The 26156-nt window shown below is 64.0% G+C and carries 24 protein-coding genes, 1 pseudogene and 2 riboswitches; of the genes and pseudogenes, 15 read left to right on the top strand and 10 right to left on the bottom strand.

Annotated elements, in window-relative coordinates:
• The first annotated feature begins 1 nt into the window (after position 1).
• From NCS58_RS29240 to NCS58_RS29225, 4 genes are read left to right on the top strand one after another with little or no spacing between them, the layout of a single operon-like run.
• Complete coding sequence (locus NCS58_RS29240) at positions 2-1522, top strand: sugar ABC transporter ATP-binding protein (protein ID WP_061121334.1); 1521 nt, start codon at positions 2-4, stop codon at positions 1520-1522.
• Positions 1515-2570 carry an ABC transporter permease gene (locus tag NCS58_RS29235; protein WP_061121335.1) on the top strand — a complete coding sequence of 352 codons (1056 nt, stop codon included), beginning with the start codon at positions 1515-1517 and terminating at the stop codon, positions 2568-2570. The genes NCS58_RS29240 and NCS58_RS29235 overlap by 8 nt, the downstream gene beginning before the upstream one ends.
• On the top strand, positions 2567-3589 hold the full coding sequence (gene yjfF / locus NCS58_RS29230; protein WP_096031964.1) for a galactofuranose ABC transporter, permease protein YjfF: 1023 nt from the start codon (positions 2567-2569) through the stop codon (positions 3587-3589). Before NCS58_RS29235 ends, yjfF begins: the two co-directional genes overlap by 4 nt.
• A 7-nt stretch (positions 3590-3596) precedes the next feature.
• Complete coding sequence (locus NCS58_RS29225; RefSeq protein ID WP_061121336.1) at positions 3597-4319, top strand: FadR/GntR family transcriptional regulator; 723 nt, start codon at positions 3597-3599, stop codon at positions 4317-4319.
• A 5-nt stretch (positions 4320-4324) separates the two neighbouring features.
• Here NCS58_RS29225 and NCS58_RS29220 read toward each other — a convergent pair whose 3' ends face one another.
• Together NCS58_RS29220 and gcvA are read right to left on the bottom strand one after the other, a co-directional pair.
• Positions 4325-5488 (bottom strand): phytanoyl-CoA dioxygenase family protein, encoded by a 1164-nt coding sequence (locus tag NCS58_RS29220; RefSeq protein WP_061121373.1) that lies wholly within the window; start codon positions 5486-5488, stop codon positions 4325-4327.
• 250 nt (positions 5489-5738) lie between these two features.
• Entirely contained in the window at positions 5739-6647 is a 909-nt protein-coding gene (gene gcvA / locus NCS58_RS29215) for a transcriptional regulator GcvA (RefSeq protein WP_250478101.1), read from the bottom strand.
• 105 nt (positions 6648-6752) lie between these two features.
• On the opposite strand from gcvA, the gene NCS58_RS29210 reads away from it, so the two are divergent.
• From NCS58_RS29210 to NCS58_RS29200, 3 genes are all read left to right on the top strand, one after another.
• Positions 6753-7595, top strand: coding sequence for a DMT family transporter (locus tag NCS58_RS29210; RefSeq protein ID WP_061121338.1), 843 nt, complete (start codon positions 6753-6755; stop codon positions 7593-7595).
• 201 nt (positions 7596-7796) lie between these two features.
• Positions 7797-9719, top strand: coding sequence for a diguanylate cyclase domain-containing protein (locus NCS58_RS29205; RefSeq protein WP_061121339.1), 1923 nt, complete (start codon positions 7797-7799; stop codon positions 9717-9719).
• 237 nt (positions 9720-9956) lie between these two features.
• Positions 9957-10175: a hypothetical protein gene (locus NCS58_RS29200; RefSeq protein WP_061121340.1), complete on the top strand. Its 219-nt coding sequence runs from the start codon at positions 9957-9959 to the stop codon at positions 10173-10175.
• A 99-nt stretch (positions 10176-10274) separates the two neighbouring features.
• On the opposite strand, the gene NCS58_RS29195 is transcribed toward NCS58_RS29200, so the two are convergent.
• The 5 genes from NCS58_RS29195 to NCS58_RS29175 form a co-directional block, all read right to left on the bottom strand.
• The gene (locus NCS58_RS29195; protein ID WP_143756437.1) at positions 10275-10913 is read right to left on the bottom strand and encodes a hypothetical protein; all 639 of its coding nucleotides are present in this window, start codon (positions 10911-10913) and stop codon (positions 10275-10277) included.
• Positions 10914-11540: 627 nt separating this feature from the next.
• On the bottom strand, positions 11541-12065 hold the full coding sequence (locus tag NCS58_RS29190) for an SLATT domain-containing protein (RefSeq protein ID WP_061121342.1): 525 nt from the start codon (positions 12063-12065) through the stop codon (positions 11541-11543).
• A gap of 62 nt (positions 12066-12127) precedes the next feature.
• Positions 12128-12535 carry a VOC family protein gene (locus tag NCS58_RS29185; protein WP_061121343.1) on the bottom strand — a complete coding sequence of 136 codons (408 nt, stop codon included), beginning with the start codon at positions 12533-12535 and terminating at the stop codon, positions 12128-12130.
• Positions 12532-13041, bottom strand: a complete 510-nt coding sequence (locus NCS58_RS29180; RefSeq protein WP_250478100.1) for a helix-turn-helix domain-containing protein — start codon at positions 13039-13041, stop codon at positions 12532-12534. The genes NCS58_RS29185 and NCS58_RS29180 overlap by 4 nt, the downstream gene beginning before the upstream one ends.
• Before the next feature lie 238 nt (positions 13042-13279).
• Positions 13280-14164, bottom strand: a complete 885-nt coding sequence (locus NCS58_RS29175) for a LysR family transcriptional regulator (protein WP_250478099.1) — start codon at positions 14162-14164, stop codon at positions 13280-13282.
• A gap of 77 nt (positions 14165-14241) precedes the next feature.
• Between NCS58_RS29175 and NCS58_RS29170 the strand changes: the two genes are divergently transcribed.
• Positions 14242-15543 (top strand): aspartate aminotransferase family protein, encoded by a 1302-nt coding sequence (locus NCS58_RS29170; protein ID WP_061121346.1) that lies wholly within the window; start codon positions 14242-14244, stop codon positions 15541-15543.
• Between the two features lie 63 nt (positions 15544-15606).
• On the opposite strand, the gene NCS58_RS29165 is transcribed toward NCS58_RS29170, so the two are convergent.
• Positions 15607-16086 carry a VOC family protein gene (locus NCS58_RS29165; RefSeq protein WP_061121347.1) on the bottom strand — a complete coding sequence of 160 codons (480 nt, stop codon included), beginning with the start codon at positions 16084-16086 and terminating at the stop codon, positions 15607-15609.
• 39 nt (positions 16087-16125) lie between these two features.
• Positions 16126-17400, bottom strand: a complete 1275-nt coding sequence (locus NCS58_RS29160; RefSeq protein WP_250478098.1) for a D-amino acid dehydrogenase — start codon at positions 17398-17400, stop codon at positions 16126-16128.
• 65 nt (positions 17401-17465) lie between these two features.
• Positions 17466-17570: riboswitch (glycine riboswitch) on the bottom strand.
• A 10-nt stretch (positions 17571-17580) separates the two neighbouring features.
• Positions 17581-17654, bottom strand: a riboswitch (glycine riboswitch).
• Positions 17655-17774: 120 nt separating this feature from the next.
• Between NCS58_RS29160 and NCS58_RS29155 the strand changes: the two genes are divergently transcribed.
• From NCS58_RS29155 to NCS58_RS29135, 5 genes are all read left to right on the top strand, one after another.
• The gene (locus NCS58_RS29155) at positions 17775-19028 is read left to right on the top strand and encodes a cation:proton antiporter (protein WP_061121349.1); all 1254 of its coding nucleotides are present in this window, start codon (positions 17775-17777) and stop codon (positions 19026-19028) included.
• Positions 19029-19085: 57 nt separating this feature from the next.
• Positions 19086-19904 carry a LuxR C-terminal-related transcriptional regulator gene (locus NCS58_RS29150; RefSeq protein WP_061121350.1) on the top strand — a complete coding sequence of 273 codons (819 nt, stop codon included), beginning with the start codon at positions 19086-19088 and terminating at the stop codon, positions 19902-19904.
• Positions 19905-20044: 140 nt separating this feature from the next.
• Complete coding sequence (locus tag NCS58_RS29145; RefSeq protein ID WP_061121351.1) at positions 20045-21400, top strand: MFS transporter; 1356 nt, start codon at positions 20045-20047, stop codon at positions 21398-21400.
• 21 nt (positions 21401-21421) lie between these two features.
• Positions 21422-23128, top strand: a complete 1707-nt coding sequence (locus tag NCS58_RS29140) for an FAD-dependent oxidoreductase (protein ID WP_250478096.1) — start codon at positions 21422-21424, stop codon at positions 23126-23128.
• A 15-nt stretch (positions 23129-23143) separates the two neighbouring features.
• On the top strand, positions 23144-23323 hold the full coding sequence (locus tag NCS58_RS29135) for a hypothetical protein (RefSeq protein ID WP_061121374.1): 180 nt from the start codon (positions 23144-23146) through the stop codon (positions 23321-23323).
• A gap of 60 nt (positions 23324-23383) precedes the next feature.
• Here the strand turns inward: NCS58_RS29135 and NCS58_RS29130 are convergent.
• Positions 23384-23544 (bottom strand): annotated as a pseudogene (locus NCS58_RS29130) (DUF1328 family protein).
• A 514-nt stretch (positions 23545-24058) separates the two neighbouring features.
• Between NCS58_RS29130 and NCS58_RS29125 the strand changes: the two are divergent.
• Positions 24059-25978 carry an AAA family ATPase gene (locus tag NCS58_RS29125; protein ID WP_061121354.1) on the top strand — a complete coding sequence of 640 codons (1920 nt, stop codon included), beginning with the start codon at positions 24059-24061 and terminating at the stop codon, positions 25976-25978.
• A 31-nt stretch (positions 25979-26009) separates the two neighbouring features.
• Positions 26010-26135: a hypothetical protein gene (locus tag NCS58_RS34245; RefSeq protein ID WP_284502455.1), complete on the top strand. Its 126-nt coding sequence runs from the start codon at positions 26010-26012 to the stop codon at positions 26133-26135.
• Positions 26136-26156 lie beyond the last annotated feature (21 nt).

Genomic DNA, 26156 nt, shown 5'->3' with positions numbered 1-26156 from the left:
GATGACTTCACCCGTATTGGAGTTGCGCGGCATCGACAAGCGCTTTGCCGGCGTGCATGCGCTGCAGGACGTGAACCTCACCCTCTATCCGGGCGAGGTTCACGCGCTGATGGGACAGAACGGCGCCGGCAAGTCGACGCTCATCAAGGTGCTCACCGGCGTCGTCAGTCTCGACGCCGGCGAAATCGTGCTCGACGGTCGCGCGATTCGCCCCGAGTCGCCGCTCGAAGCGCAGAAGCTCGGCATCAGCACGGTCTATCAGGAAGTGAATCTCTGCCCGAATCTGTCGGTGGCGGAGAACATCTTCGCCGGTTACTTTCCGCGGCGCGGCGCGCTGCACGGCTATCGCATCGACTGGGACGCGACGAACCGGCAGGCGCGCGAGCTGCTTGCGCGCATCGGTCTCGATATCGACGTGACGCGCGTGCTGACGAGCTATTCGGTCGCCGTGCAGCAGATGGTCGCGATCGCGCGGGCGCTGAAGCTGTCGTCGAAAGTATTGATTCTCGACGAGCCCACTTCCAGCCTCGACGACGACGAAGTGCGCCGCCTGTTCGACGTGCTGCGGCGGCTGCGCGAGCAAGGTCTCGCCATTCTGTTCGTCACGCACTTTCTGAATCAGGTCTACGCGATCTCCGATCGCATCACCGTATTGCGCAATAGCCGGCGCGTGGGCGAATGGCGCGCGAGCGAGCTGGGCACGCAGGCGCTGATCGCAGCGATGCTCGGGCGCGAGCTCGCCGCAGCGCAAGCGCGTCAGGCGCCGCCCGAAGAGTCCGAGGCGAGCGCGACGGATAACGCCGTGCTCGACGCCGTGCGGCTCGGCCAGAAGGGACAATTGCAACCGCTCGATCTGCGCGTACGTGCGGGCGAAGTGGTCGGCGTCGCGGGGCTGCTCGGGTCCGGACGCACCGAGCTTGCGAAGCTGCTCTTCGGTCTGGAGAAGCCCGACGAAGGCGAACTGCGCATCGATGGCACGCCGGTTTCGTTCGCGACGCCCGCCCAGGCGATCCGTCATGGCATCGCATTTTGTCCGGAGGAGCGCAAGGCCGATGGCATCGTCGCGGAGTTGTCGTTGCGCGAGAACATCGCACTCGCGTTGCAAGCGCGAATGGGCGCGCGACGCTGCCTCACGCGCGCCGAACAGAACGCGCTCGCCGAACGCTTCGTGCGCGCGCTCGGCATCAAGGCCGCGACGCTCGACATGCCGATAGGCCTGCTCTCCGGCGGCAATCAGCAAAAGGCGCTCATCGCGCGATGGCTCGCGACCGAGCCGCGTCTGCTCATTCTCGACGAGCCGACGCGCGGCATCGACGTCGCGGCAAAACAGGAAATCATGGACGAGATACTTCGCCTCGCATCGACGGGCATGGCGGTGCTCTTCATCTCGTCGGAAATCTCGGAGGTCGTGCGCATCGCCAACCGCATCGTCGTGCTGCGCGACCGTCGCAAGGTCGGCGAGCTACCGGCGGGAACGAGCGAGGACACCGTCTGCGAAATGATCGGAGCCGAACATGGATGACACCGTGCGACGTGGAATGCTGCGTTCGGCGATGGAGCATCGGCTCGGCTGGCCGATCGTCACGCTCGCGCTGCTGCTCGCGCTGAACGCGGCCTTCAATCCGGGCTTCCTGCATGTCGAATGGCGCGATCATCATCTCTACGGCAGCCTCGTCGACATCCTCAACCGCGCCGCGCCGCTCGCGGTCGTCGCGCTCGGCATGACCATCGTGATCGCGACGCGCGGCATCGATATCTCCGTGGGCGCGGTCGTCGCCATCGCGGGCGCGGTCGCCGCATGGACGATCGGCGGGTCGGTCGCGGGCACCGTCACGCGCTTTCCACTGCCCGTCGTGATCGTGGCCGCGCTCGGCGTCGCGTTGCTGTGCGGGCTGTGGAACGGCCTGCTCGTTGCGCGCGCGGGCATGCAGCCGATCATCGCGACGCTCATTCTCATGGTCGCGGGACGCGGCATAGCACAGCTCATCACGAGCGGCCAGATCATCACGATCTACTACTCGCCCTACTTCTTCTTCGGCGGCGGTTATCTGCTCGGCGTGCCGGTGTCGATTCTTATCGTCGCGCTCGTGTTCGTGCTGCTCTATCTCGCCATTACACGCACCGCGCTCGGGCTTTTTCTGCAGGCGATCGGCATCAATCCGACCGCCGCGCGCGTCGCGGGCGTGCAGGCGCGAAGGCTCACGCTCGGCGCGTATGCATTCAGCGGATTGTGCGCGGGCGTCGCCGGCATTCTGATCAGCTCGAATGTAAAAAGCGCGGACGGCAACAACGCGGGCCTGCTGCTCGAACTCGATGCCATCCTCGCCGTCACGCTCGGCGGCACCGCGTTGACGGGCGGCCGTTTCACGCTCGCGGGCAGCGTGATCGGCGCGCTCATCATCCAGACGCTCACCTATCTGATCTATTCGCTCGGCGTGCCGCCGGAGGTGAATCTCGTCGTGAAAGCGATCGTCGTGTTCGCGGTGATGATGCTGCAATCGGGCGAATTCCGCGCGACAGTCGCGAAGTTCGCGCGCCGCCCTCTTCCTGACCGCGAGGTGCGCCGATGAATTCGGGCCTGCCCACGCTCACGCAGCATCGCAAGGAAGATACGCCGCCGCGCAAGACATCGCGCAGCCGCTACCTTCCGCTTGCCGCGACGGTATCGCTCTTCATCGCCGTGTCCGTGCTCGGCTCGGTGATGTACACCGGCTTCTTCTCGCCGCAAGTCTTTCTGAATCTGCTGATCGACAACGCGTTTCTGATCGTCGTCGCGGTGGGCGAGACATTCGTGATTCTGTCGGGCGGCATCGATCTGTCGGTGGGATCGGTCATCGCGCTCACGACGATGGTCTCCGCCGCGCTCGTCGAGAAGGCGGGCTGGCATCCGCTCGTGGTGATTCCACTCGTGCTCGCGATGGGCACCGCGTTCGGCACGCTGATGGGCTGGCTGATCGCGCGCTTTCGCCTGCAGCCGTTCATCGTCACGCTCGCCGGAATGTTTCTCGCGCGCGGGCTGTGCTATCTCATCAGCATCGACTCGATCAGCATCACGGACCCGTGGTACGCCGCTGTGTCGCAGATTCGCATACCGGTGATGAGCGGCGCGTCGCTCTCGCTCGGCGCGGTGATCGCGCTCGTCGTGCTCGCCGCCGCCGTGTTCGTCGCGCATTACACGCCGTTCGGACGCACCATCTATGCGGTCGGCGGCAACCCGCATTCCGCGCTGCTGATGGGCTTGCCGGTGAATGCGGCGACCATCGGCGCCTATGCGCTGTCGGGCTTCTGTTCCGCGCTCGGCGGCGTGCTGTTCACGTTCTACATGCTGTCGGGCTACGGCCTGCATGCGATGGGCCTCGAACTCGATGCGATCGCTTCGGTCGTCATCGGCGGAACGTTGCTGACGGGCGGTGTCGGCTATGTGATCGGCACGCTCTTCGGCGTGCTGTTGCTCGGCATCATTCAGACGCTGATTTCATTCGACGGCTCGCTCAGTTCGTGGTGGACCAAGATCGCGGTCGGCGCGCTGCTGCTCGTGTTCTGTCTGTCGCAGCGGGCGTTCGGTGACCGCGGCGCGGCGAAGCGCTGACGAAGCTATGGACTATCGCCATCCACAGCCCCGCAAGAGCATGCACGCGCGCATCGTGCAGGAACTCGGCATCGAGATCGTGAGCGGCAGGCTCAAGCCGGGCGACCGCCTGCCCGCCGAGGCGAAGCTATGCGAAGCGTATGGCGTGAGCCGGCCCGTGCTGCGCGAAGCGACCCGCGTGCTGGTCGCGAAAGGGCTCGTGCTGTCGAAGCCGCGTCTGGGCAGCGTCGTGCGTGCGCGCGATGAATGGCATACGCTCGATCCCGATGTGCTCTTCTGGACGATCAACAGCGTGCATGAAGGCGAGTTCTTTCAATCGCTGCTCGTGGTGCGCAGGATTGTCGAGCCTGCCGCCGCCGCGCTCGCCGCATCGAACGCAACGGAGGACGATGTCGCGCGTATCCGTGACGCATTCGAGCGCATGTCGCACGCGCCCACGCCCGAGGCACTGCTCGCGCCCGATCTCGAGTTTCATCGCGCCATCATGACGGCGACGCACAACGACATGCTGATGTACATCGGACACATGCTGACGCTGGCGCTGTCGGAGTCGATCAAACTCACGAGCCGTCATCCCGATACGCATGCGCTCTCATTGCCGCGGCACAAGGCGATTCTCACCGCCATCGCGAATCGCGATCCGCTCGGCGCGCGTCATGCGAGTCTCGTGCAACTCGACAACGCGCTCGCCGATGCACAAAGCGTGCTGTCGGCGGTGTATCAGGAATAGCGGCCTTACGTGCTCCGGCGCCACGCGTTGTCTTTCAGTGCCTTTTCGAAGGCATCGGCGGACCAGGCTTCATCGAGCGCCTGGCGAAGCAGCGCCTGCTGGCTCTTCGGCGCGAGACCCCCGATGGGTGGATCGCGATCCAGATTCGTCGGGAACGCATAACCTTCCGCGCACGACGCGATGACCGCATCGAGCTCGGCATCGTTCATTCGTCCCGTCGACTTGATGTCGAGCAGCACCGGAAAGATCGCTTCGCACATGCGCGCGCGATCGAGCGTTTCCATCGCGCGGCCATACGCGGACGACACCTGGAGAAGATTCGCCATGCGCTGCACGTCGTGCGTGCGGTTCGCGCCCGCCGCATGGAAGAGCGCCGGGCTGAAAAAGAGCGCGTCGCCCTTTTCGAGCGGCAGTTGAACGTAGTGAGCCTCGAAGTGCGCGCGGAAGTCCGCACGGCGCCATGCGAGATAACCCTCGCGATAACGTTGCGAGAACGGCAGCAGTTTCGTCGGGCCGCTCTCGACGGGCATGTCGCTGTGCGCGACCGCGCCTTGCAGCGTGAGAAACGGCGACATCGCGTGGACGTGTGCCGGATAGCGTTGCACTTCATCCGCCGTCTGGAATCCGAGGTGATAGTCGCGATGTGCCTCTTGCGCGTCTCCGCCCGGACGCACGACATTGACCTGCGACGTCATCTGAAATCCGGGACCGAGCCACGCTCGCGCGGCACACTCGATGAACGGATTCGCAAAGTAGCGCGCAAAAACGCGGGGTGCTTGCAGACAGAGCTTTTCCTGAGCGTTCCAGATGCGATCGTTCGCGCCGGCTTTTGCGAAATGATCGCCCGCGCTCGCGCCTCGCGCGTGCTCCTGCCGGATGATGGATTCGAAAATCGCGGTGGCTTCGTCTACGGGGCCGGTGTCCGCATACGCGCGCTTCAGTACGAACACGCCCGCGCCATCGCGCAGCACCGTCGCCCATTCCGCCTGCAATGCCATGATCTTCGATGAATCGTGCAGCACCTCGGCAAGCGCGCCGCAATCGTAGAGCGGAATCCGGCTTCGACTATCCGATGCGAATATCAGCTTCTGCGCGGTGTCGCGCTCGAGCAGGCTCGAAAACGCGTCGAGCGAGCACCCGCTTTCCGTGTACCAGTTCGTCTCGTTCATGTCTTGCTCCGTTTTCCTCAAGCATAACGGCTAATGCGAAAAGCGGACCATCATCGATACATCAAAAAACCATCAAGCCTCGATGATGAAAACGGACCGTCTTGCAGAAAGCGGCTGAAGCTCATTTCAGCGGATCGTGGCCCCAGTTCATCAGCGAATAACGCCAGTGCGAATGCTCGACGTCGTGCGGACGTTGCGCGAGGGTGCCGTTTGATATAGCCGATCACTTTGCGCACGTGCGCATAGGTATTCACCCTTCATGCTCGATCTCGAACGCCTGGCCCTCGTGCTCCAGCCACGAGCGAAACAGCACGATCAGATCGTCTCCGGCCTTTTCATCGGCGATATAGGTGCAGTAGCTGCGCGACGGCAAACGCGGACCGGCAAACGGCGCGACGAGCCGTCCCGCGGCGAGGTCGTCGGCGACGAGCGCGGTCGGGCCCATCGCGACGCCCATGCCATCGACAGCCGCCTGCAAGGTCAGATAGAAGTGATCGAACGTCAGCACCGCCGCGGGCGTGAGCGCGGACTGGCCCACCTGCGCGAGCCAGTCAGGCCAGACGCGCGGCAAGCTCGACGTATGCAGCAGAGTGTGCCGCCGCAAGTCTTCAGGCGTTCGCAGCGGCAAGCGGCGCAGCAGCGCCGGACTGCACACGGGCAAGCGCGACTCTTCCAGAAACGGCCGCATTGTGTACCCATAGAACGTGTCCGGGCCGCCACGGATGACGATGTCATGGGCATCCTTCAGGCGCTCCACCGGCTCGTTCGACGTCTCGATCCTGACTTCGACGTCGGGATGACGCACGCGGAATTTTTCGAGCCTCGGCACGAGCCAGCGCAAGGTAAACGTCGCGGGCGCATCCACGGTCAGCGTGCGCGACACCTTCGCCGACACGCCATAGCGCGCGGTGGCCTGCGCAAGCTGATCGAAAAGCGGACCGATCTCCGCGAGATAAGCCCGCGCCGCAGACGTCAGCACGACGCGCCGGTTATGGCGCTCGAACAGTGACGCGCCGAGCCACGCTTCGAGCAGGCGTACTTGCTGGCTGATCGCCCCTTGCGTCACATGCAATTCGGCCGCGGCTTCCTTGAAGCTGCCGAGCCGCCCTGCAGCCTCGAAGGCGCGCAGCGCGTTGAGCGAAGGCAATGACGGTCTCATTCACAAGAGATTTTCTAACACGACTACGCAATTTATATGCTTTGTCGCCCGCAGACAAGATAGTTATTCTGTAAATCGTCCGTCACATAATCAACATAAAAACGCATGTTCACTTACACCGGCGGAGTGGTTCTCCTCGCAGCCGTGCTTCACGCGAGCTGGAACGCGATGCTCCATGGCAACCGCGACCGGTTCCTCTCGATGACATGGATGAGCATCGCGATCGGGGTCGTGTCGGCGCTCGTCGTCCTCTATCTGCCGATGCCCGCGAAAGCCGCGTGGCCGTACATCGTCGCTTCGGGGCTCGTGCATATCGTCTATAACGTGAGCCTCGTGCGCTCGTATCGTCGCGGCGATCTCGCGCAGGCTTATCCGATTGCGCGCGGGTCATCGCCGATGCTCGTCACGCTCGGCGCGGCGCTCTTCGCGCACGAAGGCATCGGCTTGCTGCATGCGTTCGGCATCGTGCTGATATCGGGCGGCATCATGGCGCTCGCGCTGCAGGGCGGACGCGTGTCGCGCGCGGGCGGGCTCGCCGCGCTGACGACGGGCGTGACCATCGCGATCTATACGGTCATCGACGGTATCGGCGTGCGTCTCTCCGATGGCCAAGCGCTCACCTACACCGCATGGATGTTCATGTTCTACTGGCTGATGCCGGTGATCTTCGTCGCGAAGCGCGGCCTTCCGGCGCTCTGGACGCCCGTGAAGGAAGCGCCGATGGCCGTGGGCTCGTCGCTCGCGGGCGGACTCGTGTCGATCGCCGCCTACGGCATCGTGATCTGGGCGATGCAGTCCGGCGCGATGGGCGCGGTATCCGCGTTGCGCGAGACGAGCGTCGTGTTCGCAGCACTCATCGGCCGCGTGTTCCTGCGCGAGCCGGTGAGCGCGAAGCGCTGGCTCGCATGCGTGGTCGTCGCGGGCGGGGCCGTGTGTCTGGGACTTTGAAGGCGGGCTTTGAAGCGGGCTATGAAGCATGCCGCGAAGTGAGGCTCAAGGCTGCCTTTGATCGACGAATCGGGATTGCGCAGGGTTCGATAAATTGCTCATCGTGGCATTGGGCGCGATGGCAAACCGCGGCGCACAGTGTCAGTGACGCGCGTAGCGCGATGTTGCCGTCTGTGTGACCGAGAAGAATCGAGAACGACCTTGCAACCCGTACACGAATGGCATGCGGCGCCTTTGCCCGCCGATGAAGCGAAGCGGCTCCAGTTGCTGCGAAGCCTCGACCTGCTCGACACTGCGCGCGAAGAAGTCTTCGACCGGGTGACGCGCGTCGTCGCTGAACTGTTGCAGGTGCCCATCGCGCTGGTGTCGCTCGTCGATGAACATCGTCAGTGGTTCAAATCGCGCGTCGGGCTGGATGTCTGCGAAACCGCGCGCGACGTGTCCTTCTGCGCGCACGCGCTGCATTCGGGGCGCCTGCTGCTCGTCGAGGATACGCAACACGACGCACGCTTCGCGGGCAATCCGCTCGTCACGGGCGCGCCTCATATCCGCTTCTATGCGGGCGTGCCGCTGCGCTCGTCGCACGGGCTCGTGCTCGGCACGCTGTGCGCCATCGACACGAAGCCGAGAACGCTGAGCGCATCCCTGCAAGCCGCATTGTGCGATCTCGCGGCCACGGTCGAGCGCGAGATCGTCCAGCGCGAAGCCGCACGCGAGACGCGCGAGCTTCAGGAAGCCGACCGTCGGAAACTGCGCCTGTCCGAGTCGCGCTTTCACACGATCTTCCAGCAGACGCCGACGGGCAAGGCGATCGTCGATCTGAACGGCCGCTTCGTCGAAGTCAATCCGAAGCTGTGCGACATCACCGGTTATAGCGCCGATGAACTCGTCACGATGACCTTCCAGCAGATCACCGAGGAAGCGGACCTTTCCGTCGATCTGCAACTCGTCGCCGAACTGCTCGACGGCGCCAGAAAAACCTATACGCTCGAAAAGCGCTATCGACGCCGCGACGGCGAACTCGTGTGGATCGAGCTTTCCGTCGCGCTGATTCGCGACGATCGCGGCGCGCCGCTGCACTTCGTGAGCGTGATGCACGACATCACGAGCCGCAAGCACAGCGAACAGATGTTGCGCGACTACCGGCAGGAGCTCGAACGCCGCGTGCTCGAACGCACTTGCGAACTCACCAGCAGCCGCGTCGCGTTGCAGACGATCACGGACAACCTGCCGGTGCTGATCGCCCATGTCGATGCCGACCTGCGCTATCGCTTCAACAATCAGGTGTATCGCGAGGTGTTCGGCATCGAGCCGGCCGCGTTGCGCGGCAAGCGCATTCGCGACACGATCGGCGCGACGGCGTTCGGGCGCTGCCTGCCGTTCTTCCGCCGCGCTCTCGCGGGCGAACGCGTGACGCACGAGGACATCGTCTACGAAGGTGCGCCGGGGCGGATCTGGAACGCGACGTATATCCCCGAATTTCAGCGCGATGATGTCGGCGGCTTCTACATCATGTCGCAGGACATCACCGAGACGAAGCGGCGCGAGAACCAGATGCGCTCGGAAGTGATGCTGGACGTACTGACGGGCCTGCCCAACCGCCGCGCCCTTGCAGAGCAACTCGCCCTTTGCATCGAAGCGGCCCGCGACGACGACGTGCCCTTCGCGCTCTTCTTCATGGACCTCGACGGCTTCAAGAGCGTCAACGATCAGCACGGACACGATGCAGGCGACGCCCTCCTGAGACAAGTGGCCGCGCGTCTGAAGAAGACCACGCGCGCGGGCGATCTCGTCTGCCGCCTCGCCGGAGACGAGTTCGTGCTGCTCGCGCGAGGCATTTCATCGACGAGCGCGTGCAGCCGCATCGCGCAGGACATCTGCCGCGCGATCGGCCGGCCTTTCGAGCTCGGCTACGCCGAGGCGCGACTCGGGACGAGCGTGGGCATCGCGATGTGCGCCGGCGGCTTCGACACTTCCGCCGACGCGATTCTCGGCGACGCGGATCGCGCGATGTACGAGGCCAAACGCAAGGGGCGCAACGGGTTTCGTTTCGCGCCCGTGCTGGCGGACTCGGCCGCGCATTCGACCAACTATCGCCGTGAAATTTTCACGATGCGGAATTGAGGTCCGTTGCCCGAAAATCCACGCTGCATGGCAGCACGGCGCGGGTTGCACATCGGAGGATGGGCTTTCTCATCATGAGAGTTCGCGCTTAACGCATTGATTCTCCTGCATTTTTATATTGCTGCCGTCACCCCGCAAGGCAACCGGCCGCCGTCGTTTCTTCGATAACCTCTTACAAGAGGTGACGTTCGCCGATGCGAACCGCCCAGTGCTTTCCAATCACGCGGGAGTAACGCAATGCAGAATGTCTATATCGAACCGATGCCGAAGGGCCAGTGGGGACCAATCGATGGCTACACGCTCGAATTCCACGACGGCACGAAGATCACGCCGCAGGTTTATCGCTCGGAGCGGCTTGCCGTCGATGAAATCAAGCTGCGCGGGTATTCGCCGCTGGTCGCGACCGTGCGTGTGACGGACAAGACCGTCGATGATCACTGGCAGCCTGCCAATTAAAGAACCCACACGCGCTTCGCGTCTCGCGCGAAGCGCATTCTCCTTTCCAGTCTCGCCCCCGCCTGGCCGGAAGTTTTTATCCGGCGATTCGCCTTCCGCTCAATTCTTCGCTTTGCCCGGCTTCCAGCTTCCGTCGGCGGTCATGGCCGGTTTCACCGGTGATGGAATGGCCGCGACCTTTTGAAATTCCTTTGTCCCTGTTTTCGCTCGTGCAACCGGGGGAGGATTCGGCGATTTGTTCGCCTGCCGATGCTTCGGCTCCGCGCTAGCGACGCGGCGTTGCGGTTGCTCCGTACACGCACGACCGGTCTTATGCGCACACGCGGCGGCGGGTTTGGAGGCGACCTTGGACACGGGCTTGGAAACAGTCTTGGGCGCGGCTTTGCTCGAGTGCTGCACACGGGTCGCCGAAGGTTTGGCCGCGACCGGTCGTTCGCTCACGACGGCCTCGCGAGTGTGATCATCGCTGGATGCGGCAACCGCAATCAAGGGTGAAGCCGTTTCGACTGGAGGATTCGTCGAAGCGCGAGACGGCGCCTCGACGATTCGCTGCGGCGGCACGTCGGCTTTCGGCGCTGCCTGCCCAACGCTGCCGACCACCGCGACTGGGAGTGTCCCTGCGCGTGGCATCGAAGAATGCTGGTCGAAATAAGCGCGTATCAGGAAACACGCCCCAATCACGATGCCGCCCATTGCGACCGTAGCCAGTATCGAATTCGATGCGCGATGCGGTTCCATCACGGCCGCCGCGCTGGCGGACGCGCTCGCGGGCGCGGACAAACGCGGTTCGCGCCGACGCGGACGCACGGTCCATCGCACGCGCGCCACTTCGTCTTGCGCCTGAAAATGGCGCGTCACGCCGCGCGCCGCTTCGACAGCCCGCAGCGACGTCTCCGCGCCCTTCGTCAGTACCGCCCCGTGCCTGTCCGCGCCGCAGAACGGGCATACGCTTTCTTCTACGGATGAAAGGCTTTCACATCGGGGGCAGATGACGAGATATAGCGACGAGCAGCCTGCCCGCTGGTCCATTGTCACACTCCATCCGAATCAGTTCGGAAGGCCGATCGACAATCAGCGATCGCCCGGTCGCAAGTAATACATACGAATCACCGTAGCACACCGGGCAACGTTTCGGAAGAACAAACAAACGCATTGGATGCGTTCAATCTTCAGGTGAATAAGGCACTTTGGAAGATGCGTCCGGCTATGCATTCAAATGGGCGACGAGCGCGAGAAGCCGAGTGATTTCGCGCGTTCTGCGTTTCGCGCGACGGTGCGTTGAGGAAGACAAACGGTAGCGCCGGCGCAAAAATTTCAATGTACTGACCATTCAAGCTCTAATCGAGATACCGCGGCTGACCGAGCTTACCCCTTCGCCTCCATCGCCCCGCCACTCGCCAGCGTGCGCGGCAAATGCGGCGCGGTCTGCGCGATATGGTCGAGTTCGTCGCGCACTGCATCGATCACGCGGACATCGTGCATACAAGGGTCCGCTGCATGGATCGCCTCGAGACGCCGCCGCACCGCGCCGTACTGCGCACCCGCACGCCGATGGAGTTCGGCCCGCTCGCTGTAGCGCAGGAACGTCTGCAATGAGGCGAGCACGGCCGCGCTGAGACTCGTCATGCCGATCACGACGCGCACATCCGGCGACATCGCCGTCGCGACGAGCGACAGGAACGCCGACGTGCCCGTCGCCGCCGTGATGCCGATGACACCGAGGCCGAGCCGTCTGCCGCAGCCTGTCAGCCTGTCGGCCATCGTGTAGTGACGAATTTGCGATTCGCGGGCACGCCTGATCCAGGCCAGCACGAGCGCCGGCGTGTCGCGAGGCGGATCGTACGAGTCAGCCGTGCCGGTTCGTTGCGGTTGAAGGTGCAAGTCGGTCATGTTCTAAACGTTGTATGAACAGACTTCATCTTCTCCGCAAGCACGGACAGATCATGTCCCGATCAGCGCGGCGCCTGGATCACCTTCCAGCCGTTGCCGGCGGGATCGCGGAATCCTGCATCGACGCTGCCGAAGCGATCGACCGGCTCCTGCGTGAACTCCACGCCGCTCGCCTTCAACCGCTCGTAGGTGGCGCGGCAATCCGCGACGGACAGCACGAGCGGCGGCATCGCGCCCTTCGCGACCATCGCGCGCAAAGTGAGCGCGGTGGCGTCGTCGTGAATGGGCGGGCCGGGCGCGAACAGGCCGAGCTGAAACGACGGTTGATCCGGATGCTGCACGGTGAGCCATCGGTACGTGCCGTTGCGCACGTCGGTTTGAACGCGGAATCCGAGCTTGTCGACGTAGAACGCGAGCGCTTCGTCCTGATCGTCGACATAGATGCCCACCACGCTGATGCCCTGGTTCATGCGACCTCCTTCGTTGAAGATGGCCGCACTGTACCGTTCGCCCCGCGCCGCCGCTTCTCCAAAACTGCGATCGTGAGATCGGGGCGCTGCGCCGCCTTCAGCACGCAGGCGGGCACGCGCTCGAGCGCGGGAACGTCTGCGCGGGATTCGATGCGCATCGCGCCCGGACTGTGACCGGTGATATCGCGAAAGATGCGGCCGAAGGTGCCGAGGCTCTCCCACCCGGTGACGAAGGCGATGTCCGTGACGGAAAGATCGGTGTCGCGCAACAGCGTGACGGCCTGCTCGATGCGCCGCGTCAGCAGATAGCGATGCGGCGGAATCCCGAACGCCCGCTTGAACGAGCGCGCGAAATGCGCTTCGGAAACGCCGCTGACTTCGGCGAGGCGCCTGACCGGCCAGTCTTCATGCGACGACGCATCCATGCGGTCCTTGGCGCGCAAGAGGCGCCGCAGCAGCGCCGGGTCTTGCGAGTCGTCGGCGCTGTCGTGGTCGCGAGATGGCATGGCGTTCAGGGCGCGGAAAGTGAGCGGAAAGTGAGCGGCTAGTGTAGCCCGCGCGCGCAATCTTCCGCCGCAAAAGAAAAACGTCGTGCGGACGGAATCCGCACGACGCGAAGTCGCTCACTCCCTGGAGGGAAAAGAGCTGGAGGGGATGGAAAGCATCGTAGCGCGCGTCAGCAAATCGCCAAGCGCCGGAAAGCGGGCGATTCTCGGCCTACTTCGCCGAATCGAATCAATCTCATCAAAGCAACGGCAGCGTGAGCCGGATGTGGTCCGCAAATGCCGCCGTCAGCAGCGAAGGCCGGTCCCGCGCGAACTTCAGCGATATGCCCACGCCCGGCAACGCAGGCAGGCCGGGGTCGGCATTCAGCACGCAGAGGTCCGCGGGCACCGCCGTCTGCGTGATGACCGCGAAGGCCTGCCCGGAGCGCACGAGCGCGGTGAGACCCGCGAGGCTGCTGCTCGCGTACGCGATGCGATACGCCTTGCCCGTGCGCTGCAACGCCTCACACGCGGCAATGTGATCGAGCGTATCCGGATCGGAGAGCGCGAGCGGCAACGGGTCGTAGTGCGCCGAATCCATGCCCGGACAGCCGATCCAGACAAGCTGCTCGCGCCGGATCACGTCGTCGCCGGGGCTGTCTTCGGGCAGCGAGAGCATCGCGAGATCGAGCGCCCGCTTCTTCAACTGCTCGGCGAGCCGGGGCGTCGGGCCGCACACGACTTCCACCAGCGCATGGGGATGCTGGCTCGAAAACTGCCGCAACAAGGCCGGCAGAAAAACGGCGGCGTAGTCGTCCGGACAGCCGAAACGGATGCTGCCCGACAGCCCCTTGCCGCATAAATCGGCCATCGCCTCGTCGTGCAGCCGCAGGATGCGCTGCGCGTGAACGAGCAGACGCTCGCCGGGATTCGTCAACACGACGCCTCGGCCAGTGCGCTGAAAGAGCGGCTGATCGACGATCTCTTCCAGCCGCTTCATCTGCTGACTGAGCGCGGACTGCGTCCGGCCGATCCGCTCCGCCGCGCGGCTCAGCGCCCGCACTTCCGCGATGACGGCAAACGATCGCAGCAATTCGATCTCGAGCGAAAGACTCAAGGTATTAGCGCCTCTTCTATCTTGCATTAGAACTATTCGATTCTATAAAACCAGAGCGCCGACTACACTGCAAATTCCCTTCACCTTTCGAGAGGAGAAGCAAGGTGTCCCGGAACGACGACGCAATTTTTTGGCAGAACGCCAGACAGCACCTCATCCGCTACGGCGGCACATTCGAGCCGATGATCATCGAGCGCGCCCAGGGCAGCTTCGTCTACGACGCCGACGGCCGCGCGATCCTCGATTTCACGTCGGGACAGATGAGTGCCGTGCTGGGGCACAGTCACCCTGAAATCGTGTCGGTGATCAGCGAATATGCGGGCAAGCTGGACCATCTCTTCAGCGGGATGCTGTCGCGTCCCGTGGTCGATCTCGCGACGCGTCTCGCCGATATCACGCCCGCCGGGCTCGATCGCGCGCTTCTGCTCAGCACGGGCGCGGAGTCGAACGAGGCGGCGATCCGCATGGCGAAGCTCGTCACGGGGCGGTACGAAATCGTCGGCTTCGCGCAGTCGTGGCACGGCATGACGGGCCATGCCGCGTCGGCCACGTACAGCGCCGGGCGCAAGGGCGTCGGTCCGGCGGCGGTCGGCTCGTTTGCGATTCCCGCGCCGTTTCCGTATCGCCCGCGCTTCGAGCGCAACGGTCACTACGACTGGCTCGCGGAACTCGACTACGCGTTCGATCTCGTCGATCGTCAGTCGAGCGGCAATCTCGCGGCGTTCATTGCGGAGCCGATCCTGAGCTCGGGCGGCATCATCGAATTGCCGGAAGGCTACATGGCGGCGCTGAAGCGCAAGTGCGAGGCGCGCGGCATGCTGCTGATTCTCGATGAAGCGCAAACCGGCATCGGCCGCACGGGCACGATGTTCGCGTGCCAGCGCGACGGCGTCACGCCCGACATCCTCACACTATCGAAAACGCTGGGCGCGGGTTTGCCGCTCGCGGCCACCATCACTTCGGCGGCGATCGAAGAAAGAGCGCACGAACTCGGCTATCTGTTTTACACGACGCACGTGTCCGATCCGCTGCCGGCTGCCGTCGGCTTGCGCGTGCTGGACGTGGTCGAGCGCGATGGGCTCGTCGCGCGCGCGAACGTGATGAGCGCGCGGCTCAGACGCGGGCTGCTCGATCTGATGGAGCGCTTCGACTGCATCGGCGATGTGCGCGGACGCGGTCTGCTGCTGGGTGTGGAGATCGTCAGGGATCGCCGCACGAAGGAGCCCGCCGATGGACTCGGCGCGAAGATCACGCGCGAGTGCATGAAGCTCGGGTTGAGCATGAACATCGTGCAGTTGCCTGGCATGGGCGGGGTGTTTCGTATCGCGCCGCCGCTTACCGTGAGCGAGGAAGAGATCGATCTCGGGATTGATTTGCTCGGCAAGGCTATCGAGCGTTCGCTGTAGGTTTTGCCGGATCCCGGCGAAAGCCCGATTAACAAAAGCTCCAAGCACGCCCTGGACGTAGCGTCAACGATGCGCGCCCGCCGCCGCGCGCTCGATCGCGGCGATATCGATCTTCTTCATCGTCATCATCGCGTCCATCGCGCGTCGCGCGGCTTCGCGATCGGGGCCGCTGAAAATCTCGAGCATCCGCTTCGGCGTGATCTGCCATGAAAAACCCCAGCGATCCTTGCACCAGCCGCACCGACTTTCCTCGCCCCCATTGCCGACGATCGCGTTCCAGTAGCGATCGGTCTCTTCCGCGCTGCCGGTATGCACCATGAAGCTCACCGCTTCGTTCGGCTTGAAGTTCGGGCCGCCGTTCAGTCCGAGGAAGCGCTGGCCGAGCACGGTGAACTCGACGGTCAACTCCGGCCCCTGCCCCACGCCCGGCTTCGCGGACGCATGGCCCGCGCCGACGCGGCTATCGGGAAAGGTGGCGGCGTAGAACTCCGCCGCTTCACGGGCATTACCGTCGAACCAAAGGCAATTGACGAGTTCGGCCATTTCGCGCTCCTTCGGACAGTGAACAGTGCGCCGACGATATCACGCCGGCGTATCCATCCTCACCCGCGACGACGCGCCAACGTGCACGCGCTTCGAAGGCAAACGCTGCAACACCGCCTCCGCAACGATCTCCGCCGTCGCGGCCGACAAGGTCCAGCCGAGATGCCCGTGCCCGGTGTTATAGAACACGCCCGGACGCCTGCCCTGCCCGACTTTCGGCAGCATGCCGGGCAACATCGGGCGCAGGCCGCTCCACGGAATCACGCGCGCGGTCGACACATCGGGGAAATGACGCCGCGTCCATTCGACGAGCGGCGCGATGCGGTCCGCGCGGATATCGCGATTGAAGCCGTTCAGCTCCGCCGTGCCCGCGACGCGGAAACGGTCCGCGCCGAGCCGGCTCGTGACGATTTTCGCGCGGTCGTCGAGCAGGCTGACCCACGGCGCGCGATCGCGGCTCTTCGCATCGTCGAGACAGACGGTGATCGAATAGCCCTTGACCGGATAGACGTTGAGATGATCGCCCGCCATCGATGCAAACGCCCGGCTGCCCACGCCCGCGCAGATCACGATGCCATCGAACTGGAGCGCCTGCGCCTCGCCCGCATGCTCGACGGTCAGCGTGAGCCGCCCCGCCTGTTCGTCGATGGATGTCACCGACGTGTCGTAGCGGAACTCGACGCCGTGCCGCGCGCATGCATCGGCGAGTCCGCGCGTGAACTTGTGGATGTCGCCGGTGGAATCCGACGGCGTGAAGAAGCCGCCATGAAACGAGCCGCGCAAGGCCGGTTCGATCGATGCGATCTCTTCCGGCGCGACCGGGTGACGGTCGAGGCCCGCATCGCGCAGGATTTCGTTGACCCTCGATGCGGCGTCGAACTCCTTGCGGGTCGCGTAGAAATGCAGAATGCCGCGCCGTTCGAGATCGAAATCGATGTTCTCGTCCCGCGCGATGCGAAACAGATGCTCGCGCGCCGCGATCGCAAGGCGCACCGTCTCGGCGGCATTCGCACGATAGTTCGGAATCTGACGCAGGAACTCGCCGATCCAGCTGTACTTGTGCCAGCCCGGCCGCGGATTCATCAGGAGGGGCGCGTCGCGCGTGAACATCCACTTGAGCCCTTTCAGCACGGTGGAACGGCTATTCCACACTTCGGCGTTGCTCGCCGAGAGTTGCCCGCCATTGGCGAAGGACGTTTCCATCGCCGCATAGCGATGACGCTCGAGAACGGTGACGCGAAAGCCGCGCTGCGCAAGGGCGTAAGCGGTCGTGACGCCGGTGATCCCGGCGCCGATGATGGCGATTCGTGACATGACATGATCCAGATTGATTGAGCATCGCCGGCTTTGGCCACATGCCGCAGCCGGCACCGATGCCCCATCTGTCCATGTACCTGAGAGTTTCGCCCGCGGGCCGCCCGACATTCGCGTCGGCAGCCGGGGCTCCCCTTCGGTGGGCGCGTTCAGGCGCCGCTCTCCAGATGTTCCGGCGCGCACGGTCCTTTTGCCTGAGAGTTTCCGGGGCGGTTGCTCCGTCGGCGTCGTCGCGGGGGACGAGCTCTTCCGTGGCGCGTTGTCGAACTTTTTGACAATACCGGTACAAAACTGACGTGGCAAGCCCCCGTCACGTTGACAGACCGCCGCGCTCGCCGTCAGACTCCCGTCGTTCGTTCTTTCGCAGCTCAAAAATGCCGTCTTCCCAATTGTCCGTCTACTTTTTCGCGCAGGCCGCGGTGATCGTGCTCGCGAGCCAGCTTGTCGGCAGGCTTGCGCAGCGCGTCGGCCAGCCGCAAGTGGTCGGTGAAATGATCGCGGGCGTGCTGCTCGGGCCGTCGCTCTTCGGAATGCTTCTCCCGCACTGGCAGCAGGCGCTCTTTCCCAAGCCGACGATGGGCATGCTCTACGTCGCGGCGCAGCTCGGCGTCGGGCTCTACATGTTCCTCGTCGGCACGGAGTTTCGCGCGGACCATTTCCGCGCCCGCGCAAGAAGCGCGATGAGCGTGTCGCTTGCCGGCATCGTGGCGCCGTTCGCGCTCGCGTTCGCGCTCACGCCGTGGCTGCACACGATCCCCGGTCTCTTCGCGGAGAAGGTGCGGCTCTACGAGGCGTCGCTCTTCCTCGGCGCGGCGATCGCGATCACCGCGTTTCCGATGCTCGCGCGCATCATCCACGAACGGGGGCTTGCCGGCACATCGCTCGGCACGCTCGCGCTGACCGCGGGCGCATTCGACGACGCCGCCGCGTGGTGCATCCTCGCGATCGTGCTCGCGAGCTTCGGCGGCTCGTGGATGGGCGCCTACGCGGCGATCGGCGGCGGCGCGGCCTTCGCGCTCTTCATGATCTTCGCCGGCGGGAAGCTGCTGCGCCGGCTCGCGGCCGGATTGAATCCGCACGCACCGCTGCCCACGAGCGTGCTCGCCACCGTGATGGTGCTGTTCTCGCTCTGCGCATTCGCGATGGACGCAATCGGCATCCATGCCGTGTTCGGCGGCTTCCTGCTCGGCGTGGCGCTGCCGCGCGGCCCGCTGACGGAAAAGCTGCGCGACATGCTGCAGCCCTTCGTCGTCGTGTTTCTGTTGCCGATGTTCTTCACCTACTCGGGCCTCAACACGCGGCTCGACATGCTGATGGACCCGGCCATCATGCTTGCGGCCGTCGTCATCCTGCTCGCGTCGTTCGGCGGCAAGGGCATCGCATGCTGGGCGGCCGCGCGCGCCAATGGCGAGCCTTCCGGCGACGCAATGGCGATCGGCGCGCTGATGAATGCGCGCGGTTTGATGGAACTGATCATCATCAACATCGGACTCGCGGCGGGCGTGATCCTGCCCGGACTGTTTTCGATCCTCGTGCTGATGGCCGTGCTCAGCACGCTGATGGCCACGCCGCTCTTCAACTGGATCGTGCGCCGCAATGCGGCGCTGCGCTCGGCTATCGCGCGCTAGCGGGCGGGAGCGCGGGCTTAGAATAGCGGGACCCACACGTATCTCGTTCAGCCCATCATGCGCTCCTGGCGACTCGACCGCGTCTCATCGAACGGGCAGCTCGATCTCAGCCGCGCGACCGGGCTCGTGTCGTCGATCGGCAGCGAGGATTCCAACGCGCTCGCCGCCGAAGTGCTGAAGCTGCTCGGCGACGTCGCCGCGATTTCGCAGTGCACGATCTTCGCGTATGAATTCGGCAACCGGCCGCGCACGGTGTCGGTGGCGGATCATCGCGGCGGGCGTTTCCTGCGCGATGTCGCCGACACCTACGCGTGCCATTTCTACGCGCTCGACGGCAATCAGAAGATCGTTTCCTCGGCGCGCAACGACAAGCCCGGCTCCATGCTCGTGCTGCATCGGCAGACGAGCGAGGACATCGCGCACGAGGCGTATCGCGCGGCGTGCTATCACCAGCCGAACGTGTCGGACCGCGTGTCGCTGCTCGTGCAGCCGAGCGCGGATCTGTGGCTCTCCGTGAACCTGTATCGCGACACGCGCTTCGGCAACTACCATCCGCGCGAGATCGCGTTGATCGAAGCGATGGCGCCGCTCATCGCGCACGCGGCGAAACATCATTACGCGATCTGCGGGCAGCGCGACATGCCGATCTCGCATCTGATGCTCGCGCGCGTGCGCGGCCTGTGCCCGGAGTTGTCGAAGCGCGAGCTCGACGTGCTGACCGGCGTGCTCGAAGGCCGCACCGCGCAGGAAATCGGCGATGCGATGGGCATCAAGGCGACGAGCGTCGTCACATATCAGAAGCGTGCATACCGCAGGCTCGGCATTTCGAGCCAGCGGCAACTGTTCGCGCTGTGCATCGGGCCGGGCAAGGTCTGACGATTCCCCTGCGTAAGTGTTTTCCCCGGGCCGCTGACGGCCTCGCGCTGTACCCAAATTGAGGACAAGCGGCACGATTGCGCGCTTCATACTCCGACGCATCAGATGTCCGACAGAGCGACACGACCGGAGACGACAGCATGGAAACCACGAGCGCAAGCGGCGCATTAAACGCGACGCAACGCACATCGAACCCGCACACGCAGGAGCCGCCCGTCATCGCGAAAGTTTCGCGGCATCTGCTGTGGTTCCTTTTCGTGCTGTTCTTCTTTTCGTTTCTGGACCGCATCAACATCGGCTTCGCCGGCCTGACGATGATGAAGGACCTCGGCCTCACCAGCACGCAATTCGGCCTTGCGACGACGCTCTTCTATGTCGCGTACATCGCGTGCGGCATTCCGAGCAACATCGTGCTCGCGCGTATCGGCGCGCGCCGCTGGATCGGCACGATCATGGTCGCGTGGGGCCTCGCGTCGACGGCCACGATGTTCGCGACGAGCCCCGCGTCGCTCTATGTATTGCGCGTGCTGGTCGGCGTGACGGAGGCGGGTTTCCTGCCCGGCATCCTGCTTTATCTCACGTACTGGTTTCCCGGCGCATACCGTGCGCGCGCCAATGCGCTTTTCATGATCGCGATGCCCGTGACCGCGGCCGTCGGCTCGGCGCTTTCAGGCTTCATTCTCGGGCTCGACGGCACGCTCGGCCTGAAGGGCTGGCAGTGGCTCTTCCTGCTGGAAGGCTTGCCGTCGGCAGTGCTCGGCCTCGTCGTCTATCGCTATCTCGACGACAACCCCGGCAACGCGCGCTGGCTCGATACCGACGAAAAGCGCGCGCTTGCCGACACGCTCGCATCTGACCATTCCGGCGACGCGAGCGCTCCGGCGCAGCATGCACGCGGCACGAGCATCGTGGCGGAACTGCTTTCGCCGACCGTGGTGAAATTCGCGATCGCGTACTTCTGCCTCGTGAACACGCTCGCGATGGTCGCCGTATGGACGCCGCTCATCGTCAAGAGCTTCAGCGCCGATGCGAGCAATCGCACGATCGGCCTCCTCGCGGCGATTCCGCAGGTCTGCACGATCGTCGCGATGATCGTCTGGGGCCGCCGCTCGGATCGCAAGCAGGAGCGCAAATGGCACCTGATGCTGCCGATGCTCTTCTCCGCCGCGGGCTGGCTCTGCACCGCATGCTCGACGAACCCCGCGCTGCGCATGCTTGGCGTATGCCTCGCGTCGGCGGGCTCATACACGGCGATGTCGATCTTCTGGACCACGCCCGATCACGCACTGAGCTTCAGGGCGCGCGCCATCGGCATCGCGGTCATCAATGCGACGGGCAACATCAGCTCGGCGCTCAATCCGCTGATTGTCGGCTGGCTGAAGGACGCGACGCACAGCTTCACGTCGGGGCTGATCTATTCGGCGGTGTTGCTCGCAATCGGCGCGGTCATCGTCATGATGTTGCCGATCAGGCAAAACGCAGCGCAAGCCGTTTGAGGAACACGCAAGGAGCACTCGATGAACAAGCCATTCAAGCCGTATCCGTTCACGGCGAAAAAGTATGCGGCGCGCGTTCCGGCGCTGGAACAAGGCGTCGAAGTGAAGCGTCATGACGTGACGATCGTCGGCGGCGGTCCGGTCGGACTCGCGGTCGCGCTCGGGCTCGCGAATCATGGCGTGCGCTCGGTGCTGATCGAAGCGGACGATTCGGTCTGTCACGGCAGCCGCGCGATCTGCATCTCGCGGCGCAGCCTGGAAATCATCGAACGCCTGGGCGCGCTCGGCGGCTTTCTGAAAACGGGCCTGCCGTGGACGGGCGGCCGAAGCTTCTATCGCGACACGGAAGTGCTGCATTTCACGATGCCGCAGGACGAAAACCAGAAGCTGCCGCCAATGGTCAATCTCGCGCAGTATCACATCGAACAGTTTCTGCTCGATGCCGCCGAGAAGCGCGCCGACCTCATCGATATTCGCTGGCAAACGCGCGTGAAATCGATCGACGCGCGCGACGATGGCGCGACGCTGCAACTCACGACACCCGAAGGCGATTACGCGCTCGAAACCGGCTGGGTCGTCGCGAGCGACGGCGGCCGCAGCACGATACGCGAAGCGCTCGGTCTTCAGCTCGAAGGAACGAGCTACGAAGGGCGTTATGTGATCGTCGATATCGAACTGGAGAGCGAGCGGCCGACAGAGCGGCTCGCGTACTTCGACCCATCGTCGAATCCGGGCTCGACCGTGCTCGTGCACCAACAGCCCCACAACGTATGGCGCATCGACTATCAATTACGCGACGGCGAGGATGCCGACGAAGCCGTGAAGCCCGATAACGTCATGCCGCGCGTGCAAAGCCTGCTCGACATGATGGGCGAAACGGGCGCCTGGTCGCCGATCTGGATCACGATCTACAAGGCCAATGCGTTGACGCTCGAACGCTATCGCCACCGGCGCGTGATGTTCGCGGGCGATGCCGCGCATCTCGTGCCGATCTTCGGCGTGCGCGGCGCGAACTCCGGTATCGACGATGCCGACAACATCGCGTGGAAACTCGCGTTCGTCGTGAAGGGACTTGCCTCCGATACGCTGCTCGACAGCTATTCCGACGAACGCGTCGCCGCCACGCACGAGAATCTGAGCTACGGCACGAAGAGCACTGAGTTCATGGCACCGCCTTCGTTCGCCTTCGATCTCATGCGCACGGCCGTATTGAGTCTCGCGGCGAAACATCCCGAAGTGCGTTCGCTGATCAATCCGCGCCAGACGTCCGCGATCACGTACGCGGCCTCGCCCTTGAACGTCGTCGATCGCGATGCATTCGCATCGGGTCCTGTTCCCGGCGCGGTGCTGACCGAGTATCCGGTGACGATCGTCGAGGCCGGGCACGGACGCGAAGCGCATCTGACCGATCTCGCCGGCCCGAGCTTCACCGCGCTGTGCTTTACCGACGATGGCATGCTGCCCGCCGCGTTCGCGACGTTGGCGCACGCGTTGCGCTCGCGCGGATTGCCGTTCAAGGCGGTGCCGTTGAGCGCGCATTTGCATCCGCGCACGCAGGGCGTGCATGCATGGGATCACACGGGACGCATCTTCGAGCGATACGACGCCCGGCCCGGCGCGGTGTATGTGCTCAGGCCCGATGGCCATGTGCTCGGCCGCTGGCGCGATGCGCAACCCGGCGATATCGACGCGGCGATTGCACGCGCGCTGTGCGCATCAACCGATTGAACGATGGAGAACATCATGAACGATGCACAACTCGACGCTGTCTACACGCGCCTGTGCAAGACGATGACGCAACTCGGCGAAGCGAAGACGTCGCTGTTTCTCGCGCGCTTTGCATTGCTTGCAATCGGCGAGATGGACGATGCGAACGTGTCGCTCAGGTTGATCGATGAAGCGAGCGACGGTATCGCGAGTTGATTCGGGAAGAGAAGGCGTCGTGCCGGCCAGCCGCAACACGACGCCTTCGTCAGGAGGCCGTCAACGTCGCATGAGCCCCATCACCAGCGTCACGAGGAATATGACAAGGAATATGAAGAAAAGGATCTTCGCGATGCTCGCTGCGCCCGCCGCGATGCCGCCGAACCCGAGGGCGGCGCGATGATCGCCACGATGAAAAAGACCAATGCGTAATACAACATGATGTTATGTCCCTCCGGTTCAGTATCCGCCGCGCGCCCCATGGTCGCGGACAGTGGACCACTCCAAGCAAGCAGTATTCCTTACCGGATGGAGCAGAGTTTTTTCCCGTGATATCCTTGGCTCCGTCCTGCATACGCCATCAAACCTGCATCACGCCGCGAGCGCGGATCATCCGCTTTTTACACGGTCGTCAAGAACACTCGTCACCTGCCGTTAATTAAAAAAAGGGACTAGAAGCTGAAACGACGTGTTTCGACGCTCGCTCGCGCTGTTCCGCGTTATCGAATGGTCATGCGATTTGGGCACCATTCCAGCGGAGCACTTCCCGATAAAAGGGCCATGCTCGCATGGTTGACGATCTGCGGATCAAGGTCGATCGCCTCGCCATCTTGTGCACAAGACATACGCGGCGGGCATCCCACCACCGAGAAATGAAAGAGACACGTCCCGAGGCCATTTCCTCCGACGATAGATTGAAGGGTGCCGCTCATTCGGCCCCATTGGGAAAGATTGATGAAACCGGCAAGGAATTCGCTGCGGTCACGCGTTGGCCGATATATCGCGTATGGTTTGATCGCGGCCGCGCTCGTAGCGGGCGTGAGCTTTCTGCATTGGCGCCACGAGTCACGGACCGCGCAGTCGCAGTCCGCGGCACTCGCGGGCGTCGCGAGCCAGATGCGCCATGACGCGTCGGCCTGGACGCATCGGGAAAAGGATGCATCGGAAATGCTGACCGATATCCGCGACAGGAACGTCGCCACGATCGGCGTCAGTCCGGATGCGATCCTCGTCTCCACGCTCAAGGGCGAGAAATACTACGTGGCCGACCATAACGGCGCGTTCTCCAATGCACTCCTGCTCGGAGACATGAAGCCGGGCGCGAGTTCGCCCTATCAGCTCGTCTGGCTGCCCGACGCCGACGTGCGAACGGGCGTGGCGCGCTGGAGCGAGATGTTTGATCGCTCGCGCGACATCCTGAGCCTCATGTTGCCGCTGCTGATGCTCGGCGGCCTCCTATGGTTCATGCGCCGCGAGATGCGCGGCGGCGCGCAGTTGCTCGGCGAGTCGCCGACGCTGCGTTTCGACGACGTCATCGGGGCGGGCGAAGCGAAGGCCGCGCTCACCGATGTCCGCGCGTGGCTGACCGAGCCTGCACAATTTACCGGCATGGGCGTGCGTGCGCCGTGCGGCATTCTGATGACGGGCGGCCCCGGCGTCGGCAAGACGCGGCTTGCGCAGGCGCTCGCGGGCGAATGCGGCGCGAACTTCATCGCGATCACGGGCAGTTACTTCAGCGCGAAGTATTACGGCGTGGGCATTCAAAAGGTGAAGCATCTGTTCGAACTCGCGCGCAAAAACGCGCCGACCGTGATCTTCATCGATGAAGCCGACGGCCTCGGCAAGCGCACTGATACCGGCGGCGGCCCGGTCGAAGCGGAGAGCAACCGCATCATCAATCAACTGCTCGCGGAGATGGACGGTTTCGCATCGAACGAAGGCGTGATCATCGTCGCTGCAACGAATCATCCGGACAATCTCGACGAAGCGCTGCGGCGCCCCGGCCGTTTCGATCGCACGGTGCAGGTGCGGCTGCCGAGCCTCGACGATCGCGCCGAGATCCTGCGTTTCTATGCGGCCAATTTGAAGAAGAAGAACGACGACATCGACTTCGAACAACTCGCGCGTCTGACGACGGGCCTGTCGCCGGCCACGCTGTCGATGATCGTCAATCAGGCGGGACTCGTCGCGCGCAAGGCCGGCGAACGCGAAGTGGCCGCGAAGCATTTCCTCGAAGCCATCAAGATCGCGCGCATCGGCGATGTCAACGGCGCGGAGCGCGCGCTGTCCGACGACGAACGCACGCGCATCGCGGTGCATGAAGCGGGTCACGGACTCGTTGCGGCGCTGCTCGGCACGGGCATGCTCGAAGAAGTGACGATCCTGCCGCGCGGCGGCGCTTTGGGCGTCGCTCTCATCACGAAGATGCAGGACAAGCATCTGTACCGTGAGACCGAACTGCGCAACGAGATTCAGGTGCTGCTCGGCGGACGCAATGCTGAACTGCTAATGTTCGACGAAGCGTCGAGCGGCGCGGCATCGGATCTTCAGGAAGCGTCGCGCATCAGTCTCGACATGGTGTCGAAATTCGGCTTCAACGAGGATGGCAACCTGTTCAGCCTCGCAGCACTTCCGCAGCAGTATGCGGGCTTGCAACTGAAGAATTCCATCGGACACGCGAACGCCTTGCTGCACGACCTGAGCGATGAATGCTTCGCGCTGCTGCGGGCGAACGAGTCGGTGTTGCGCGCGATCGCCGATCAACTGCTCGAGTCGGAGACCGTGCCGGGCGAGACGGTTTATCGGCTGATCCGCGAGCACGCTGCCGCTGTGGAGCATGTGCAAGCGGCGGTCGACGAAGTGCTGGCCGCCTGAGCGGTTCGCACCGCAAACCAAGAGCGTGGACATGTCCGCCTATCGCGCGAAAGATCCCGAGGGGCACATCTGGACCTTCGGCGTCACCGTGCAGCGCATGAAGCCCGAGCAATGGGACGAGGCGAGCGGCCTGAAAACGCGCATGCGCCTCGACTGATCCGCATCGTCGTACCGAAGG

Origin of the sequence: Caballeronia sp. INML3B (assembly GCF_023631305.1) — a bacterium.
In the GTDB taxonomy this organism is placed as follows: Bacteria; Pseudomonadota; Gammaproteobacteria; order Burkholderiales; family Burkholderiaceae; genus Caballeronia; species Caballeronia turbans.
This window is presented reverse-complemented; position numbering and strand designations above follow the sequence as displayed.

Excerpts from the sequence above, each read along its gene's own strand:
- yjfF (WP_096031964.1), top strand. The coding sequence starts at position 2,567 with ATGAATTCGGGCCTGCCCACGCTCACGCAGCATCGCAAGGAAGATACG.
- NCS58_RS34245 (WP_284502455.1), top strand. The coding sequence starts at position 26,010 with ATGTCCGCCTATCGCGCGAAAGATCCCGAGGGGCACATCTGGACCTTC.
- NCS58_RS29195 (WP_143756437.1), bottom strand. The coding sequence starts at position 10,913 with ATGGAACCGCATCGCGCATCGAATTCGATACTGGCTACGGTCGCAATG.
- NCS58_RS29135 (WP_061121374.1), top strand. The coding sequence starts at position 23,144 with ATGAACGATGCACAACTCGACGCTGTCTACACGCGCCTGTGCAAGACG.
- NCS58_RS29125 (WP_061121354.1), top strand. The coding sequence starts at position 24,059 with ATGAAACCGGCAAGGAATTCGCTGCGGTCACGCGTTGGCCGATATATC.
- NCS58_RS29155 (WP_061121349.1), top strand. The coding sequence starts at position 17,775 with ATGCCGTCTTCCCAATTGTCCGTCTACTTTTTCGCGCAGGCCGCGGTG.
- NCS58_RS29140 (WP_250478096.1), top strand. The coding sequence starts at position 21,422 with ATGAACAAGCCATTCAAGCCGTATCCGTTCACGGCGAAAAAGTATGCG.
- NCS58_RS29220 (WP_061121373.1), bottom strand. The coding sequence starts at position 5,488 with ATGAACGAGACGAACTGGTACACGGAAAGCGGGTGCTCGCTCGACGCG.
- NCS58_RS29180 (WP_250478100.1), bottom strand. The coding sequence starts at position 13,041 with ATGCCATCTCGCGACCACGACAGCGCCGACGACTCGCAAGACCCGGCG.
- NCS58_RS29145 (WP_061121351.1), top strand. The coding sequence starts at position 20,045 with ATGGAAACCACGAGCGCAAGCGGCGCATTAAACGCGACGCAACGCACA.
- NCS58_RS29240 (WP_061121334.1), top strand. The coding sequence starts at position 2 with ATGACTTCACCCGTATTGGAGTTGCGCGGCATCGACAAGCGCTTTGCC.
- NCS58_RS29200 (WP_061121340.1), top strand. The coding sequence starts at position 9,957 with ATGCAGAATGTCTATATCGAACCGATGCCGAAGGGCCAGTGGGGACCA.
- gcvA (WP_250478101.1), bottom strand. The coding sequence starts at position 6,647 with ATGAGACCGTCATTGCCTTCGCTCAACGCGCTGCGCGCCTTCGAGGCT.
- NCS58_RS29150 (WP_061121350.1), top strand. The coding sequence starts at position 19,086 with ATGCGCTCCTGGCGACTCGACCGCGTCTCATCGAACGGGCAGCTCGAT.
- NCS58_RS29210 (WP_061121338.1), top strand. The coding sequence starts at position 6,753 with ATGTTCACTTACACCGGCGGAGTGGTTCTCCTCGCAGCCGTGCTTCAC.
- NCS58_RS29175 (WP_250478099.1), bottom strand. The coding sequence starts at position 14,164 with ATGCAAGATAGAAGAGGCGCTAATACCTTGAGTCTTTCGCTCGAGATC.
- NCS58_RS29160 (WP_250478098.1), bottom strand. The coding sequence starts at position 17,400 with ATGTCACGAATCGCCATCATCGGCGCCGGGATCACCGGCGTCACGACC.
- NCS58_RS29225 (WP_061121336.1), top strand. The coding sequence starts at position 3,597 with ATGGACTATCGCCATCCACAGCCCCGCAAGAGCATGCACGCGCGCATC.
- NCS58_RS29190 (WP_061121342.1), bottom strand. The coding sequence starts at position 12,065 with ATGACCGACTTGCACCTTCAACCGCAACGAACCGGCACGGCTGACTCG.
- NCS58_RS29165 (WP_061121347.1), bottom strand. The coding sequence starts at position 16,086 with ATGGCCGAACTCGTCAATTGCCTTTGGTTCGACGGTAATGCCCGTGAA.
- NCS58_RS29185 (WP_061121343.1), bottom strand. The coding sequence starts at position 12,535 with ATGAACCAGGGCATCAGCGTGGTGGGCATCTATGTCGACGATCAGGAC.
- NCS58_RS29235 (WP_061121335.1), top strand. The coding sequence starts at position 1,515 with ATGGATGACACCGTGCGACGTGGAATGCTGCGTTCGGCGATGGAGCAT.